We start from the raw sequence: 17418 nt of genomic DNA on the forward strand, positions 1-17418 counted from the left end.
ACCGGCCCGAATCCCACGGACCGGCGCAAGCTCGGCAGCAAACACCACCTCATCGTCGACGCACAAGGCATCCCGCTCGCGGTCATCCTGACCGGCGCGAATCGCCACGACATTACGCAGCTTGACGCACTGGTCGAGGCCATTCCGCACATTCGAGGCAAGCAGGGGCGTCCTCTGCACAAACCGAAAATCGTTCAAGGTGACCGGGGCTATAGTTCCGAGGCACACCGGCAGCGCTTGCGAGCGCGTGGCATCACGCCGATGCTCGCGAAAATCGGCGCGCCCCATGGCAGCGGGCTTGGCAAAACGCGTTGGCCAGTCGAACGCTCGATTGCATGGCTTCACTCGTTTCGACGCCTGAAGATTCGTTACGAACGCTATGCGTATATCCACGAGGCATTCCTATCTTTGGCTTGCGCCTTGATTTGCTGGACGCGTCTGAAACCACTGCTTAACTAATTTCGCAACAGCTTCTTAGTCTTCGGCCTGCAAATGCTGTGCGAGACGCATCAACATCGCATCGCAGCGACGCAATTGACCGGCGGTGACGAACTCATCCGGCTTGTGCCCCTGGTCCATGCTGCCGGGTCCGCACACCACGGTCGGAATGCCGGCCTGTGTGAACAGGCCGCCTTCGGTGCCGAAGGCCACCGTGCCGAAGTCGCTCGATCCGCACAGCCGCGCAAGCAGTTGCGCGGCCTCGCTCGTGGGCGGCGTGGCGAGGCCCGGATACGCGTTGAGCGTTTCGAACCGTATGTCCGTTTCGGCCTGCACGGCGCGCATCTTCGGCACGAGTTCGCTTTCGGCGTAACGCCTCAGGTCGCGGGCGACGGTGTCCGCGTCGAAGCTCGGCACCGCGCGCACTTCGAAGTCGAATTCGCACTCGGCGGGCACGATGTTCAGGGCGCGGCCGCCGCTCACGACGCCGGTCTGCACCGTCGAGAACGGCGGGTCGAAACGCGCGTCGCGATACTCCGGGCGCGCGAGTTCGTCGCCGATCGTTTCCAGCCTGTTGATGAGTCGCGCCGCGTACTGGATCGCGTTCACGCCATACGGCGCGTACGCCGAGTGACACGCGGCGCCTTTCACGTGACAGCGCATCGCGAGCTTGCCCTTGTGTCCCAGCACGGGCTTGAGTTCGGTCGGCTCGCCGATCAGGCACAAACGCGGCACATGCTCGCGCTTCGCGAGTTCGGCGAGCATCGGCCGCACGCCGAGACAGCCAACTTCCTCGTCGTACGAAAACGCGAGATGCACCGGCATGCTCAGCGGCGCGCGCAGCAGCGCGGGCACCGCCGCCAGCACGCATGCAATGAACGATTTCATGTCGGCGGTGCCGCGTCCGTACAAGCGTCCATCCTTTTCGGTCAGACGAAACGGATCGACCGTCCATGTCTGGCCGTCCACGGGCACGACGTCGGTATGACCCGAGAGCACGATCCCCCCGCGATCGCGCGGGCCGATCGTCGCAAACAGATTGGCCTTCGTCTGCTGCGCGTTGTGGAACAGTTCGCACTCGACGCCCAGGCCGGCAAGATACGACTCGATGAACGCGATGAGTTCGAGGTTCGAGTCGCGGCTCACGGTCGCGAATCCGATCAAGCGCTCCAGTATCGCGCGGCTCGTCGCCCCGCTCATGTCACTCATCGCCCGGTACTCCGTAGCTGGGCGCGGCCGTGGGGTTCAGCGCGCGCGCGATGTAGTCCTGCATCTGCGGACGGTACGCCTCCCACAGACCGGCGAGCGCAGCGATCGGCGCTTCGTCGGCCCAGTCCACGCGCAGGTCGACGACCGGCCAGACCTGCGCATCGACGATCTTGAGCGCCGCCGAATGCACCGGCCCCGCCTCGCCCCCCGCCCCGATCGCCGCGTTCATGGCGAACAGCAGCCGGTCCGCGAGCGCGCCTCGTTCGCTTTCGAACGCCTGCACCATCGCTTCGATCACCTGCTCGTCGGCGAGCATGTTGCCTGCCGCAACGCATTGCTCGCCCGCGCGTGCGTGGCGCCGCCCAAGCGCCTGCGCTCCGGTAAAGAGCGCCGTGTGCCCCGCCCCGTCGACGACCGTGACCTGACGGTATGCGCTGAACGGATCCCGTGCGAGCGCGCGTTGCAACGCCGTCTCCGGCGTCAGTTTTTCGCGCTCCAGCAGGTCGAGCACCTGTGCGCCGATCGCGGGCAGCGTGACATTCTGCGTCGCCACCACACCGACGCCCGCGCGCGCCCACGCGCAGCGCGCGCCTACGGCGATGCTCGACGAACTGATGGCAATGCCCAGTTGCCCGCTTTGCGCGCAACGTCCGACGATCGAGAAGGTCATGGGCCGCTCCTTAACCCTGAATGGGTTGCCAGCTATCGGGAATCACGGCGATCACGTCGATTTCCATGAGCCATTGCGGCTGCCCCAGCGCACTCACCACGAGCCCGGTCGAAATCGGATAGACACCCTTTAGCCACTTGCCGACTTCCTGATAAACGGGTTCGCGATAGCGAGGGTCGATCAGATACGTGGTCGTCTTGACAATGTGCGTGAGGTCGCTGCCCGCTTCCTCCAATAACTGCTTGACGTTCTTCATGGCCTGTTCGGCTTGCGCACGCGCGTCGCCGAGCCCGACCAGATTGCCGTCAAAGTCCGTTCCCACCTGGCCGCGCACGTAGACCGTGTTGCCAGCGCGAACGGCCTGGCACAGGTCGTTGTCGAGCGACTGGTTCGGGTACGTGTCTTTCGTGTTGAACATGCGGATACGGGTATGCGTGGGCATCAGTTCACTCCTAACTCGTTGAGATTCGGTTCGGCCGGCGCGGGCGCGGCGTCGCGCTGCGCGCACTGGGCGCGACGCTGTGCGGCGTCGCGATAGTCGAGATATTTACGCTGTGTCGCGATCTGGTCGGCAAGATGTTTGGCGTCGTGCCACACGCCCCAGATGAACGACGAGCCGCGCCGCGACAGCCACGGCAAGCCCAGGAAATACACGCCCGGTTCCGTCGAGACACCGCGTTGATGGCGCGGCTTGCCCTTTTCGTCGAAGGCATCGACCTGAAGCCACGCGTAGTCCTGCGCGTAACCGGTCGCCCAGATGATCGTGCTCACGCCCGCTTCCGCGAGGTCGAGCGTGAGGAGCGGATGCGTCACACATTCCGGATCGGCGGGAATGTCTCTCGCGTGCGGCTCTTCCGGCAGATCCACGCCATTACGTTCGATATACGCGTCGGCGGCGTCGAGCAGCGTGAAGAGGCTCTGGTCGCCGCGTGTGAGATTGGCGGCGAGATCGTCGGCGAAGGTGACGACGTGGCCGTCGATCGATTGCGTCACGCCCACGAGCGTCATGCCCTGATGCGCCAGCGCGCGGAACTCGACGGTCTGCCCGCCGCGCGCGCCGCTCACGGCAATCGTCACGTGCTCGCGGCCCGGACCCGCAACCTCTTTGTCCCATTCGCCGAGCACGCCCAGCCACCAGCAAAAGTCGCGATTGCGGTACGCGCGCGGCGGCCGGTCGTGCGCCCCCACCGAGAGATAGACCTTGCGGCCGGCGCGCATGAGTTCCTCGGCGATCTGCACGCCCGACGAGCCCGCGCCCACGACCAGCACCGCCCCGGGCGGCAGCTGCCCGGGATTGCGGTAAGCGACGGAATGCATCTGGGTGAGCGTCGCGTCGTCCGGAGCGATGGGCGGAATCACGGGGCGCTGGAACGGACCGGTTGCGACAACCACCCGTTGCGCGTCGATCACGCCGTCGGTCGTCTCCACGCGAAAGCCTGCGCGGCCCGCGTGACGCGTGACGCGCGTGACCTCGACGCCCGTGCGGATCGGCGCGTGATATTTGCGCGCGTAGGCCTCGAAATAGTCGGCGACCTGATCCTTGGCGGCGAAGGCGTCCGGGTCCAGACCGTCGAATTCCATGCCCGGGAAACGGTCGTGCCATGCCGGGCCGTTCGCGACGAGCGAGTCCCAACGCGCGGTGCGCCAGCGTTCGGCGATGCGATCGCGTTCGAGCACGAGATGCGGCACGCCGATCCGGCTGAGATGCTCGCTCATCGCGATGCCGGCCTGCCCGGCCCCGACGATGAGCGTATCGATTGACGTTGTTTCAGCCGTCATGGCTGCCTCCTTCTGAAGAACGATGCGGAACGAGCCGAGCATGGCCCGCGGATGGCGGAAAGCGGAGCTGGCCGAGCGATCTGGCGGTATCAGGGGAGAAAATTTACGCTTTGCGGTGGTCATCACAAACTACTTAAAAAAAATGCGTTGCATTGTTTTTCGCTATGCAAGCAAGTCCCGCGTGATCGACAATGTTTTGTCGGTAATCCTCAGGAGAGGCGATGGATCACAATCCGCTGCGCTATTCGCTGCGCCAGTTGCGCTATTTCGTGGCGGCCGCGGAAGCGCTGTCCTTCACCGCCGCGGCCCGGCGGCTGCACATTTCGCAGCCGTCGATCTCCACGGCGCTCGCGGATCTGGAAGCGTCGTTCGGCGTGCAGCTGTTCATCCGGCATCACGCAAGCGGGCTTTCGCTCACGCAGTCGGGGCGCGATCTGCTCGGCCATGCGCGCAACCTGCTCAAAAACGCCGAAGAACTGCAGCTTGCCGCGGGCGAACTGGACGGCGGCATGACCGGATCCATCTCGCTCGGCTGCCTCGTCTCGCTTGCGCCGCCGCTCATGCCGGGCATCATCAGCCGCTTCGTGAAAGAGCATGCGGGCATCGCGTTTCGCACCACGGAGGCGCATCAGGACGCGTTGCTCGGCGGCTTGAGCGACGGCTCGCTCGACATCGCGCTCACCTATAGCCTCGATATCGCCGACGGCATCGCCTTCACGCCGCTGCTTTCGCTGCCGCCCTACGTACTGCTGCCGAAGACGCACCGGCTCGCTCGCGCGCGCAAGGTCGCGCTCGTCGATCTGCTCGAAGAGCCCTATGTGATGCTCGATCTGCCACACAGCCGAGAGTATTTTTCGGCGTTGTTCGATTCGGTCGGCGCGCGGCCCGTGCCCAGTTTTCGCTCGTCGCAACCCGAAGTGGTGCGCGGCATGGTGGCGAACGGACTCGGTTACAGCATCCTCAATTTCCCGCTCAAATCGACGCGCACGGTGGACGGCGAGCACTTCGTCATCAAGCACTTCGAGGACAACGTGAGCGCGACCACGCTCGGCATCGCGCAGTCGAGCGGCATGCGCGCGCGCCGCGTCGTACAGCACTTCGCAGCGTTCTGCGAGGCCTATGTGCGCGAACTCCACGTGCAAGAGGAGCATAAGGCGAACGCCTGAGCCTGCGTTGGCGCCTGCGTCTCTCGAAGCGCATAAGTTTTCCCTATCCTTTACATGGGAAAACAATATTTTGACTAGTAATTTGACTTGTTAGATTGGAGTCCATGCACAGCCCACTAGCTCATGGAGGCCGCATGGCATCACTCCCCTCGCCCCCTGACACCGGGCACGATTTGCTTCACGCGCTGCGCGCCAACTGCGAGCGCCCGTTCGAAGATGCCCGCGCGATGCCGCCGGGCGTCTATACGTCGAACGATTTTCTCGCGCTCGAACAGCGTGACGTCTTTCGCAACGAATGGCTTTGCGTCGGGCGCACGAGTGAACTGGCGAAGCCCGGCGACTACGTGACGACTCAGATCGACGATCAGCCCGTCGCCGTGCTGCGCGATGCGAACGGCGAACTGCGCGCGTTCTCGAATGTCTGTCTGCATCGCATGTCGGTGCTGCTCGAAGGCAGTGGCAACGTGCGCCGCATCGTCTGTCCGTATCACGCCTGGAATTACACGCTCGACGGCGCGCTCGCCGGTGCGCCGCTGATGGATCGCCAGCCGGGCTTCTGCAAGGAGCACTACAGGCTGCCTTCGGTGCGCTGCGAAGCGTGGCAAGGCTGGATCTATGTGACGCTCAATAACGACGCGCCGCCCGTTGCCACGCAGCTCGCCGGACTCACCGCACTGATCGAGCCGTACGGCATGACCGACTACGTGCAGACCTTCCACGAAGAACACGTGTGGGACACGAACTGGAAGATCCTCGCCGAGAACTTCATGGAGAGCTATCACCTGCCGATGCTGCATCGCGCGACGGTGGGCCCGCATTCGAAGCTCGAGGAAATGGAGTGCCCGCCGGGTCTGCCGGCGTTCAACTATCACTGGATCACGAAGGAGGCGACGCTGCCGATTGGCAACGCCCACCCCGGGAACCAGCGCTTGCAGGGCCACTGGCGGCGCACCACGGCGCTGCTCGCGATCTACCCGACGCATCTCGTGACACTCACGCCCGGGTATTTCTGGTACCTGATCCTGCAGCCCAGAGGCGTCGGCCAGGTGCATATCCGCTTTGGCGGCGGCCTCGCGCCGGAATTCATCGACGATCCGAAATCGGCCGAGTACATGGCCACGCTCAAGACGCTGCTCGACGAAGTGAACGCCGAAGACCGCCACGGCGTCGAGGCCGTGTTCCGCGGCGTGCACGCGCCGCTCGCGCGCGCCGGGCACCTGAGCCACCTCGAGCGGCCCAACTACGATTTCGCGCGTTATCTCGCTCGCCGCATTGCCGCAGCGTGAGCCGCGCGCCACGTTTCTCGCCGACCGACATTTGATGCCGTCCCATGCAAAGCGAACCGTTCATTTCATTTCAAGGCGTCAGCAAGTCGTATGACGGCGTGCACAGCGTTGTCGACGGACTCGACCTCGATGTCGCGCGCGGCGAATTCGTTTCGCTGCTCGGACCTTCGGGTTCCGGAAAAACGACCACGCTGATGATGCTCGCAGGCTTCGAATCGCCGACCCATGGCGAGATTCGTCTAGCCGGCCAACGCCTCGACGACAAGCCGCCGCACCGACGCGACATCGGCATGGTGTTCCAGAACTATGCGCTCTTTCCGCACATGACGATCGCGGAAAACGTGGCGTTCCCGCTCTCGGTGCGCAAGGTGAGCCGCAGCGAACAGCAGGCGCGCGTCGCGCGCGCGCTCGACATGGTCGAACTCGGGCATCTCGCGAAGCGCCGCCCCGCGCAGCTCTCGGGCGGCCAGCAGCAGCGCGTCGCGCTGGCTCGCGCACTCGTGTTCGAGCCGAGCGTCGTGCTGATGGACGAGCCGCTCGGCGCGCTCGACAAGCGTCTGCGCGAAACCATGCAGTACGAAATCATGCGCCTGCACCGCGAACTCGCGCTCACCGTCGTCTACGTGACGCACGATCAGCATGAAGCGCTGACGATGTCCGATCGCGTCGCCGTGTTTTCCGATGGCTGCATCCAGCAGGCCGCCGCGCCGACCGAGCTCTACGAAAATGCGGCCAACGCGTTTGTGGCGAGCTTCGTTGGCGAGAACAACGGCTTGACGGGGCACGTCACCTCGACGGATGGCGAATGGGCCGCGCTGCAGCTCGCCGATGGCGGCACCGTGCATGGCCGCGCGGGCACGCAGCTCAAGCCCGGCGACACGGCGATGCTCGCGCTACGCCCCGAACGCGCGCACATCGCCCCAACCGCCGGGAGCGCGCTCGACGCGCAGCAGCAGAACCTCAACGCGGTGCGCGCGCTCGTGCATGAACTCGTGTATTGCGGCGACCACCATCGCGTTCATCTGACGCTTGCGAGCGGCGAAGCACTGGTCGTCAAGGTGCCGAACACCCAGCATCACGAATTGCCCGCGCTCGGCCATCACACCGTCGTGACCTGGCGTCGCGACGACTGCAAGGTGCTGCCCTTTACTGTGACTTCCAGCGCGCACGCGCCGGCCGGGGAATCCGGTGCGCGCGCCGCTTCGATCCCGCCGTCCACTTTACCCGCCTCGCCACTCATCGCAGGAGTCAAACAAGCATGAAAACGAATCGCTCTATGATCCGCACCGCCCTCGCCGCCTGTGGCTTCGGTGTGGTCGCCATGACCGGGGCCCATGCCGCCGACACGATCTCGGTCGTGACGTTCGGCGGAGCCTATGAAGCGGCCGCGAAAAAAGCGTGGTTCGAGCCGTTCACCGCGAAGACCGGCGACCAGTTCGCCACCGAATCGTACGACGGCGGCCTTGCCAAGCTCCAGGCGATGGAACAGGCGAAGAACCCGACGTGGGATTTGATCGACCTCGAAACCAACGACGCGATCAACGCGTGCGACGAAGGCCTGCTGGAGAAGTTCGACAAGAAAACGCTCGGCAACACCAGCGACTTCCTGCCTGGTTCGATCAGCGAATGCGCGGTCGCCGCGATGGTCTGGTCGACGGTCTACGCCTACGACACGAGCAAACTGAAGACCGCGCCGACCACCATTGGCGACTTCTTCGACCTGAAGAAATACCCTGGCAAGCGCGGCATGCGCAAGTCGCCGAAGGTGGCGATGGAGTGGGCGCTGATCGCCGACGGCGTCGCGCCGCAGGACGTCTACAAGACGCTCGCCACGCCCGCCGGCGTCGATCGCGCGTTCAGGAAGCTCGACACGATCAAGCCGAACATCGTCTGGTGGGAAGCGGGCGCCCAGGCGCCGCAACTGCTCGCCGACGGCGCGGTCGTGATGACGCAGGCCTATAACGGCCGGATCGACGACGCCGTGCACAAGGACAAGAAGCCGTTCAAGGTCGTGTGGGACGCGCAGGTGTACGACTATGAATGGTGGGGCGTGCCGGCCGGTGCAAAACATGGCGACGCGGCGCGCAAGTTCATCGTCGCATCCACCACGCCGCAGGCCTACGCCGATCTGTCGAAGTACATCGCCTACGCGCCGCCGCGCAAGGACGCGATCCCGCAGATCGACAAGGCACGCCTGAACGACCTGCCGACCGCGCCCGCGAACTTCAAGCGTCCGCTGCAGATCGACGCGGCGTTCTGGGCGGACAACGCCGACGCGATCAACAAGCGCTTCCAGAACTGGCTCGCCCAGTAACGCGAGCCCCCCGCAGGAACATTCCGCTTCGACAGCTCAGGCGCCACGCGACGATGAACACCCCGCTGCCCACCACCGCTTATCCCGGCTTCGGCGCGACGGCCGCCGGCCGCGCGTCGTTTCTCGCCGCGCGCCGCAAGGCGGCGGTTCGCGCACTGGCGCTTGCGCTGCCGTTGCTGGTCTTCTTGCTCGTGACCTTCGTCGCGCCGATCGTGAGCCTGCTCGCGCGCAGCGTGCAGAACCCGGAAGTGCGTAACGGCATGCCGCACCTGAGCGCGGCGCTCGCGGCCTGGAACGGCGCGGGCGTGCCCGACGAAAACGCGTTCGCCGCGCTGGCACTCGATGTGAAGCGCGCAAGCGAAAAGAGCCAGCTCGGGGATATCGCGCGGCGCATGAACTTCTATCTGCCCGAGTATCGGAGCCTGTTGTTCAAGACCGCTCGGGCCGCACGCACGCAAACACCGGCGCAGTGGAAAACCTCGCTCGTCGAACTGGACCCGAGGTGGGGCGAGAACGAGACGTGGCGCCTGCTCAAGCGCGCCGCGCAATCGCCGACGCCCGACTACCTGCTCAACGCCGTCGATGCGCAAGTCGCCCCCGACGGCTCCGTCGCCCGCGTGGCCGCCGACAGCGCCGTCTATCGCGCCGCCTTCGCGCGCACCGTGACGATCAGTGCGACCGTGACGCTGCTGTGCCTGCTGCTCGGCTACCCGGTTGCGTATCTGCTTGCGACGCTGCCCGAGAAACAAAGCTCGCGCCTGATGATGTTTGTAATCGTGCCGTTCTGGACCTCCCTGCTCGTGCGCTCAACGGCGTGGTACGTGCTGCTGCAGCCGGGCGGCGTCATCAACAGCGCGCTGCTGCGCCTCGGCGTTATCCATCACCCGGTTCCGCTCATTTTCAACCGTACCGGCGTGCTGATCGGCATGACGCACATTCTGTTGCCGTACATGATTCTCGCGATCTATTCGGTAATGAAGAACGTCTCGCCGTCGTACATGCGCGCGGCAAAGTCGCTCGGCGCACATCCGGCCGTCGCGTTCGCGCGCGTGTACGTACCGCAGACGTTCCCCGGCGTGGGCGCAGGCTCCTTCCTCGTGTTCGTGCTGGCGCTCGGCTACTACATCACGCCTGCGCTGCTCGGCGGCGCAGGCGACGAAATGATCAGCCAGCTCATCGCGGAGCAAACCAACGATCAATTGAACTGGGGCCTCGCCGGCGCGCTGTCCTGCTATCTCGTGATTTTCACCGGCGTGTTCTATTTCGTCTTCAACCGGCTCGTCGGCATCGACCGGTTGCGCTTCGGCTAACCGCCACCGCCACGCACCCACTGAATCATCGAGCCCGACATGAACGACGCACGCCCCCGGCTCCTATCGGAACGCTTCGCAAGCGCCGGCTTGCGGCTGCATAGCGCGCTGATTTTCTTCTTCCTCGTTGCGCCGATTCTCGCAATCGTGCCGCTCTCGTTCAATTCGGGCTCGTTCTTCTCCTACCCGATGCAGGGCTGGTCGCTGCGCTGGTACGAGCAGGCGTTGAGTTCACCGGACTGGCAGCGTGCGTTCGCGAACAGCCTCGGCATCGGCGCGGCATCGACGCTGATCGCAACCGTGCTCGGCACCTTCGCCGCGCTCGGCTTGAGCCGTCCGAATTTTCCGCTGCGCGCGATCGTCATGCCGCTCATCATTTCGCCGATGATCGTGCCCATCGTCGTGGTCGCAGCCGGTTTCTATCTCGTGTTCGCCCCGCTCGGGCTCGTGAATTCGTATCTGGGAGTCGTACTGTCGCATGCTGCGCTCGGCACGCCGTTCGTCGTCATCACGGTGACGGCCTCGCTGCTGTCGTTCGATCAGAGCCTGCTGCGCGCGGCGTCGGGACTAGGCGCGCAACCGTGGGTGGCGTTTCGCCGCGTGACGCTGCCGCTCATTCTGCCCGCCGTGGCGACGGGCAGCATCTTCGCGTTCGCGACCTCGTTCGACGAGGTTATCGTGATTCTCTTTATCGGCGGTCCTGATCAGCGCACCGTGCCGCGACAGATGTGGAGCGGGATTCGCGATCAGATCGACCCGTCCATTCTCGCCGTCGCGACGCTGCTGATGGTGTTTGCCGTCGCGCTGCTCGCGAGCATGAACTGGCTGCGCAAGCGCGCGCAGATGGCGAGCGGCGCGGTCAGTTGACGGAGTGTACGCCGGGATCAGGGTCAACAAGAACCCGGAAATAATCGGCCGTATCTTCGACGAGTAAAGAAATACATTGCGGTGGCTGCGCAATCCGGCGCCGTATTCGTCGTCTTACTCGTCTTACACCATGAGTCAGGCTCCCTGCTCGCCTGCTTCCTCCTTTGCGCGTCCACGATTTATGCGGCGACGATCGACGCACAAATCGCGGATACCTTGGCGTGGCCTTCCCGCATCTGGCCCGCGGCCAACTAGCTCGCCAAAGTTCAGAGATTTCTAAACCAATTGTTTTTCTTTCCCTGTTTTTTCGTCACTTAGAGCGGCTAACACAACCTGGACGTGAAGCCATGAAAGCCATATCCTGGCGACATGGCCAGACGAAAAATCAGTAACGAGTTATGGGCAGCGCTTGAGCCGCTGATTCCGGTGTTCACGCCGTCGCCCAAAGGAGGCCGCCGCCGGACGGTGGACGACCGCGCAGCATTGAACGGCATCCTGTATGTCCTGCAAACAGGTATTCCATGGGAATACTTGCCGAAAGGATTGGGCTTCGGCAGCGGGATGACCTGCTGGCGAAGACTACGCGACTGGCAAGCCGCAGGCGTGTGGGAGAAGCTGCATCGGGCGATGCTTCGCCGCTTGCGTGAGCATGACCAGATTGACTGGGAACGGGCGAGTCTTGATGCCGCCAGTGTTTCCAGCCCCGGGGGGCCAGGAAACCGACCCCAACCCGACAGACCGGGACAAAACAGCACATCGTCGTAGATGCGCGCGGCGTTCCTTTGGCCATCACGGTCACGGGTGCCAACCGGCATGATTCGATGGCATTCGAGCGCACGCTTGATGCCATTCCTGCGGTACCGGGCCTGAACGGACAGCCCCGCAAACGTCCGGGCAAGCTGCATACGGACAAAGGCTATGACTTTGCACGCTGCCGTCGTTACCTGAGGCAGCGCGGCATCACGGCCCGTATCGCCCGCCGTAGCGTGGAAAGTAAGGAGCGGCTCGGCCGGTATCGCTGGGTAGTCGAGCTCACGCATGCCTGGTTTGCCGGTTTCGGCAAACTGCGCATTCGTTTCGAGCGTCGTCTCGACATTCATGTTGCGTTGCTGTCCCTGGCTGCTGCCGTTATCTGTTCGCGCTTCGTTGATGATTTGTGTTAGCCGCTCTAAATCGATCCAATATGCATTGATCTGCAATCATTTTCGGAATTTAACTGATTGTAGCTGTGGGGAAATTGGGGAAAGATTTGAAATTTGGCGTGATGTCCTGCGTCGCTCGCTTTAGCTTCTAGTAGTCCCAAGGAAGCAAACAAAAAGCCTGGACGATATGGCTAACGAATTTTCCTATTTCGACATAAACAAGTTGCTTTGGCGCTGGAGTAAAAAAACGGTGCCCGCATCGTGCAAGCCAGCCTGTCGATGGAGCAGACCCCGCCCGCACTGCCCGAAAAACCCGAACCGAAGGCCCCGCCGACGCCGAAGCCGCCGCCTGACCGCACGGCCAATACAATCAATGGCGTCATAAACGCATTTGAAGCGATAGGACGATTCAAAAAATGGTTAGACACGCCTGACCCGCCGAAGCCGCCCAAAGCGCCGCCCGCGAAGAAGGATTACATGGCCGTGCCGCCGTTCGATATTCAGGAAATACCCGGCGCGATGCGCAAGGAACACATGCCGGTTGCGGCAAAACTCATGGAACGGTGGTTTTCCGGTCGGGAGAACGGCCCCGATGAAACGAGCATTGTTAAGCTCGATTGGGTACTCAAGTTCGCACACGCGAAAGAACGCTATGAATACCTTGTCAATACGGCGATTCGGTCGCCCGAAGTCCAGAATAATCTCGTCGAAATGCTGTTTCCTTACCGGCAGCAGATAGAAGTATTTCCAGCCAAGCTCGCGGACTCACCGCGCGAACTGCACAGGCGTTTCCAGTTTCAACATGCTGGGGTAGGCGGCACACTGAACGATAATCTCATCCGGCAATTACGCGCAGGAAAAGAGACTTTCGCAACGCCAAGTGACCTTGTGGCGGCGCTCGGCACGTTCAATTTTTATGCAGCAGTCGGTCATGCTCGCTTCTCACGTGATCGATCTTCGTTGAGTGGCGCGGTAACTGCCGAAGTAACGGGAGTATGGGTGTACGTGAGGGACGACTATGGCTTCAGCGAACAATCCCAGTATCTCGGACACTGGAGCAAGGATGGATTGATTACCCTGCCGCATGATGAAGCCGTGACCATTGGCAATCCGCATGTCAAGGGCAATGTACGTTATCCGGTCTACGACAAGGATTTTCGCCAGTGGTCCGCCAGGCATAAGCACGGCGGCGATTTTGTCATTTTCTCGGACCGTCTCTATGTGCCCGTCTCCCCGCCAATCCGGTTATATTTGAAAGGCGATGCACAGGCGTTCGAATATAAGCCGCTTGACGCGCCCAACGGCGATGTTGAGCAGGTCGCGGGCAGCACTGGTCGGCCTGGAAATAACCAAGCACAAAACAAACAGACCAATGATGTTGCCAGAATTTTACGGCTGACTCCCGATCAAGCCCAACAGCTTCATTATGAGCTTGGCAGCGAACCTCCGATGGGGTTCCACGAGATCATGGAGCGGGCTAAAGATATGTTCGATTTGTGGTAACGGATAGAGGAAAATTTTATGATTAACAACCAAAGAGAAATTGAGCAGCGTTTGTCCGTTCTAAAAGGTTTGGAGTGGAGTGGTGTTAGTCGTGCAGCGGATATGCTCACCTTGGGTTTTGGTCCAAAGCGTGAAGAAAAGAACTTCTATGGCGTGCCTAAGCAGGTTAGCGCATGGGCATTACATATTCAGTGCGCGTGGACGTTGAGTGAGACTGGAAAGACCATAGCAACCGAGAAATCCCTTGCCGGTTCTGACGAGGAAGTAAATGCATTCGTTATGTCTCTGCAGCAATTATTGGCCCAACGTGCCCCGATTGTTGTTGAAGGCATATCGGCAAACTCAGAATGCTGCCTATTCATATCCTTGTCGAAAGCATTCCGTTTGATTGTGGCAACGAACGGCGCGGCGGACGATGAGGACTGGCGATTCTTCGAGTCGAAACGCACTGCCCGGCACTTTGTGATTGAGGGCGGAAAAATTGATCCTTGGTCCCTGTCTTGACCAAAAGTAGAAAACGAGTGCGCCTAGAGCGTGTTAGGCACTTTTGCTGAGGTTTGCGAAGTGGACAAGCATAAGCACGGTAAATACGACGAAGTGCAGGCCGGCCAGGGTTTCGGGCAATCGCTCGTAGTCTCTGGCCAGTCGCCGGAAGCGGTTCAGCCAGCCGAAGCTGCGTTCGACCACCCAGCGACGTGGCAACAGGACAAAGCCCTTTTTTACTTCTGGCAGCTTGATTACTTCAAGCTCGATTCCTTCATCCAGCGCTGCCTGCGCCGGTTCCTCGCCGGTGTACCCCTGATCGGCAAACGCTATCCTGACCGTCTGGCCAGTGACTGCCTGAACCTGACGTGCAAGCGCGCCGACCTGGGCGCGCTCCTGCTCGTTGGCGGGCGTAATGTGCACCGCAAGCAACTGCCCCAACGTATCGACCGCCATATGGACCTTGCTGCCCCGCTTGCGTTTGTAGCCGTCGTAACCGGCGCGAGGTCCACTCTCGCAAGTCGATTGCAGCGTGCGCCCGTCGAGAATGACTGCGCTGGGCTGGCCCTTGCGGCCCTGCGCGACGCGAATTATCGAACGCAGGTCGTTCACCATGGCCTCGAAACAGCCCGCCTGAATCCAGCGTTGCGTCTGCTGATAAACCAGTTCCCAGGGCGGAAAGTCATTTGGCAACATGCGCCACGGCGCACCCGCGCGCACGACCCAGCGCAGCGCGTTGAACATCTCGCGCAGTTCGTATCGGCGCTGTGGTGCGTCTTTGTTCATCAAAGTCAGATAGGGAGCCGCGAAGCTCCATTCCTCGTTCGACACATCCGTCGGATAGGGTTTGCGTTTGCCATCCAGCCAGGATACCTGGTCTAGCCGCACGTGCCTAACACGCTCCAGGCTGAGTGCAACATGGATATCAACTCATTGGCGTAACAACCTTAATTTTCCGGCCAGGAGACCTGATTCATGCAGCTGGACATCTTTCGGTCGCTTTGGGGCTATAACGTCGCTGGCCGCCCCCATGGATAGACACAACTATTTGCGTGAGCGGTGCTGCAGGCCACGCTACGTGGCAACCGCCACCATCACAGAATAGGCTTTGAACACGGCAGTTGCCGCCATTCCAACCGAAAGCGAGAGCGCATCGGCAGCGTCATTGGTCGCGGTCGAAACCAGCTTCGTATCGCCCGGCAACGTCAACTCCACGAGCGAGGAAACCGCGCCGCGCTCCAGGCGCGATATTGTGCCTCGAAACTGATTGCGGGCGGAGAGCGAACAGCCGTCGAAGTCGGTCACGAGCACGACCGCCGATGCCTTTACCAGCAGGATGGCTTTTTTGCCGCGCTGGACGTTCAACCGCTCGGCGGCGGCAGTCGTAATGGTCGCGACCACCTGATGGTCGCCCGGTAACGTGACGGACACCTGCGTCGTGACCGGACCCGATGTGACGGAATCGATTGTCCCCGCCAACTGGTTGCGTGCAGTCGTTTTCATTGAGATTCTCCAGAGATGGCGCGCCAGCGCCGGTGTTTGATTGGGTCACGCCAGCCGTTCGCCCTGGCCAATCCAGTTCGCGCTCCACTCCGCGCGCAGCGCCGAGCAGAAAGCCGGCTGCATAGCAAGGACACCTACCGCTGCCCAACACGACCCGCCCCGGGCTTCGGTCAAAGGCTATCGTGTCAGCACTCCGCCCTTACGTTCAGCAACTCACGCACGCGGCGCCCATGATCGCCACGCGGCTCCCTGGTTATTTCCGGCCTCAATACCAGTGTCGTATTCGCTGATGATCCAGTGCCTCGCACATCGACTTCGCGCGTCACGTGACCGGACTCGACGACAAATGCGACGTCCGCCAATGCAAGTACGTCGTCTACGTCGTGCGTGATCATCACGACCGGCATCTTCCACCGAGCGAACACGTCGGCAAGCTGGGCGCGCACGCCTTCGCGCAACAACGGATTGAGTGCCGAGAACGGCTCGTCGAGCAGCAGCACGCGCGGCCGGCATGCAAGCGCGCGCGCCAGCGCGACGCGCTGTTGCTGGCCGCCAGACAACGCACCCGGCCGACTGGCCGCCAGAGAGGCAAGTTCCAGCGACTCGAGCAGATTGTCCACGCGGTTTGCATCTTCGCGCGATGTGCGACGTCGGTGCCAGTTCGTCAGACCGAAAGCGATGTTTTCGCGCACTGTCAAATGCGGGAATAGTGCGTAATGTTGAAAGAGATAACCCACTTCGCGCTGCTCGGGCGGAAGATCGATACCGCGCGCAGAATCAAATAGCACGCGTGCCCCGATCCGAACATGCCCCCGTTGCGGCCGGAGCAATCCCGCGATCGCCTGCAGCGTCATGGATTTCCCGCCGCCCGAAGGGCCATAGAGCGCGATCACCGCAGCGTCGGAAGCGAAGCGCGCGGCGAGCCTGAAACACCGGTCACCATCCGAAGCACTTGCATCAATATCAATGTCGATCATCGCCCGGAATCGTCAGGATTGCGAAAATCCGTAGCGTTTCAGGATCGCCTGCGCGGGAGGACTCACCAGATAGTCGATGAAGGCTTTAGCCGTTGCCTGTTCGCGGCTGGCGCTAACCGTAACGACCGGGTACGTTACCGGTGTGTGCCCGCTCACCACCTCGACGATCCTGACGTCGTTTGGCATGAGCACGGCATCGGTGCGATAGACGAAGCCCGCTTCGGCCTCCCCTCGCGCTACGTAATCGAGCACCTGCCGCACGCTGTCGGCCTGCACGAACTTCGGCTCCAAGGGCGTCCAGAGCTTCGCCCCTTCGAGCGCCTCCTGAGTGTATCGTCCCACCGGCACGGTCGGAATCTTGCCGATCGCGATACGGCGCACCTCTGGCGTCGACAGATCCGAGAGCCTTTTCACCGACGAGGCCTGGCCGGCCGGCACGATCAGTACCAGCGCATTGGCGGCGAAGTCCCTGCGCGTCGAGCCGTCCAGGACACCCGCTTCAATGCCTCGTGAGACCGTTGGCTCATCGGCACTCGCAAAAACGTCGACCGGCGCGCCCTGCCTGATCTGCTGCAACAGTACGCCGGAAGCAGCGAAATTGAACCGAACCGTGACATCCGGATGGGCCGCTTCGAACTTCACTCCGAGTTCCTTGAAGGCGTCGGTCAGGCTGGCAGCGGCGGACACGGTGAGGAACTGCGCCCACGAAAAGGACGGGAGCGATATGAGCAGGACTGCAAACAGGAAGTAAAGGAGACGTTTCACACCATG

At 62.3% G+C, this 17418-nt stretch carries 17 protein-coding genes and 1 pseudogene; 10 read left to right on the forward strand and 8 right to left on the reverse strand.

Annotated elements, in window-relative coordinates:
• The coding region (locus BLU17_RS12675) for an IS5 family transposase (protein WP_143189238.1) at window positions 1-459 on the forward strand (459 nt) is incomplete at its 5' end.
• 15 nt (window positions 460-474) lie between these two features.
• Here the strand turns inward: BLU17_RS12675 and argE are convergent.
• From argE to BLU17_RS12695, 4 genes are read right to left on the reverse strand one after another with little or no spacing between them, the layout of a single operon-like run.
• Window positions 475-1638, reverse strand: coding sequence for an acetylornithine deacetylase (argE, locus tag BLU17_RS12680; protein WP_091997088.1), 1164 nt, complete (start codon window positions 1636-1638; stop codon window positions 475-477).
• A gap of 1 nt (window position 1639) precedes the next feature.
• Window positions 1640-2317, reverse strand: coding sequence for a DUF1028 domain-containing protein (locus tag BLU17_RS12685; RefSeq protein WP_091997089.1), 678 nt, complete (start codon window positions 2315-2317; stop codon window positions 1640-1642).
• A 10-nt stretch (window positions 2318-2327) separates the two neighbouring features.
• A complete protein-coding gene (locus BLU17_RS12690; RefSeq protein ID WP_091997090.1) occupies window positions 2328-2759 on the reverse strand; it encodes a RidA family protein in 432 nt (143 codons plus the stop codon).
• Window positions 2759-4096, reverse strand: coding sequence for a flavin-containing monooxygenase (locus BLU17_RS12695; protein WP_091997290.1), 1338 nt, complete (start codon window positions 4094-4096; stop codon window positions 2759-2761). The genes BLU17_RS12690 and BLU17_RS12695 overlap by 1 nt, the downstream gene beginning before the upstream one ends.
• A 221-nt stretch (window positions 4097-4317) precedes the next feature.
• On the opposite strand from BLU17_RS12695, the gene BLU17_RS12700 reads away from it, so the two are divergent.
• From BLU17_RS12700 to BLU17_RS32350, 9 genes and pseudogenes are all read left to right on the forward strand, one after another.
• Window positions 4318-5262 (forward strand): LysR family transcriptional regulator, encoded by a 945-nt coding sequence (locus BLU17_RS12700; RefSeq protein ID WP_091997091.1) that lies wholly within the window; start codon window positions 4318-4320, stop codon window positions 5260-5262.
• Window positions 5263-5396: 134 nt separating this feature from the next.
• Window positions 5397-6548: an aromatic ring-hydroxylating oxygenase subunit alpha gene (locus BLU17_RS12705; protein WP_091997092.1), complete on the forward strand. Its 1152-nt coding sequence runs from the start codon at window positions 5397-5399 to the stop codon at window positions 6546-6548.
• 44 nt (window positions 6549-6592) lie between these two features.
• Complete coding sequence (locus BLU17_RS12710; RefSeq protein ID WP_091997093.1) at window positions 6593-7810, forward strand: ABC transporter ATP-binding protein; 1218 nt, start codon at window positions 6593-6595, stop codon at window positions 7808-7810.
• Window positions 7811-7824: 14 nt separating this feature from the next.
• Window positions 7825-8862, forward strand: coding sequence for an ABC transporter substrate-binding protein (locus BLU17_RS12715; RefSeq protein WP_245746833.1), 1038 nt, complete (start codon window positions 7825-7827; stop codon window positions 8860-8862).
• 53 nt (window positions 8863-8915) lie between these two features.
• The gene (locus BLU17_RS12720) at window positions 8916-10172 is read left to right on the forward strand and encodes an ABC transporter permease (protein ID WP_091997095.1); all 1257 of its coding nucleotides are present in this window, start codon (window positions 8916-8918) and stop codon (window positions 10170-10172) included.
• A 39-nt stretch (window positions 10173-10211) separates the two neighbouring features.
• The gene (locus tag BLU17_RS12725) at window positions 10212-11039 is read left to right on the forward strand and encodes an ABC transporter permease (RefSeq protein ID WP_091997096.1); all 828 of its coding nucleotides are present in this window, start codon (window positions 10212-10214) and stop codon (window positions 11037-11039) included.
• 369 nt (window positions 11040-11408) lie between these two features.
• Window positions 11409-12202 (forward strand): annotated as a pseudogene (locus BLU17_RS12730) (IS5 family transposase).
• Between the two features lie 240 nt (window positions 12203-12442).
• On the forward strand, window positions 12443-13684 hold the full coding sequence (locus tag BLU17_RS12735) for a DUF6402 family protein (protein ID WP_143189239.1): 1242 nt from the start codon (window positions 12443-12445) through the stop codon (window positions 13682-13684).
• 18 nt (window positions 13685-13702) lie between these two features.
• Entirely contained in the window at window positions 13703-14188 is a 486-nt protein-coding gene (locus tag BLU17_RS32350) for a hypothetical protein (protein WP_143189240.1), read from the forward strand.
• 33 nt (window positions 14189-14221) lie between these two features.
• Here the strand turns inward: BLU17_RS32350 and BLU17_RS12740 are convergent, their stop codons facing one another.
• From BLU17_RS12740 to modA, 4 genes are all read right to left on the reverse strand, one after another.
• Window positions 14222-15031 (reverse strand): IS5 family transposase, encoded by an 810-nt coding sequence (locus tag BLU17_RS12740; protein WP_091997292.1) that lies wholly within the window; start codon window positions 15029-15031, stop codon window positions 14222-14224.
• A gap of 210 nt (window positions 15032-15241) precedes the next feature.
• Entirely contained in the window at window positions 15242-15670 is a 429-nt protein-coding gene (locus tag BLU17_RS12745) for a TOBE domain-containing protein (RefSeq protein ID WP_091997098.1), read from the reverse strand.
• Between the two features lie 185 nt (window positions 15671-15855).
• Window positions 15856-16647 carry an ATP-binding cassette domain-containing protein gene (locus BLU17_RS12750; RefSeq protein ID WP_091997099.1) on the reverse strand — a complete coding sequence of 264 codons (792 nt, stop codon included), beginning with the start codon at window positions 16645-16647 and terminating at the stop codon, window positions 15856-15858.
• Between the two features lie 12 nt (window positions 16648-16659).
• Window positions 16660-17412, reverse strand: a complete 753-nt coding sequence (gene modA / locus BLU17_RS12755; RefSeq protein ID WP_245746834.1) for a molybdate ABC transporter substrate-binding protein — start codon at window positions 17410-17412, stop codon at window positions 16660-16662.
• Window positions 17413-17418: the final 6 nt, after the last annotated feature.

Source organism: Paraburkholderia lycopersici, from assembly GCF_900096975.1.
Classification (GTDB): Bacteria; Pseudomonadota; Gammaproteobacteria; order Burkholderiales; family Burkholderiaceae; genus Paraburkholderia; species Paraburkholderia lycopersici.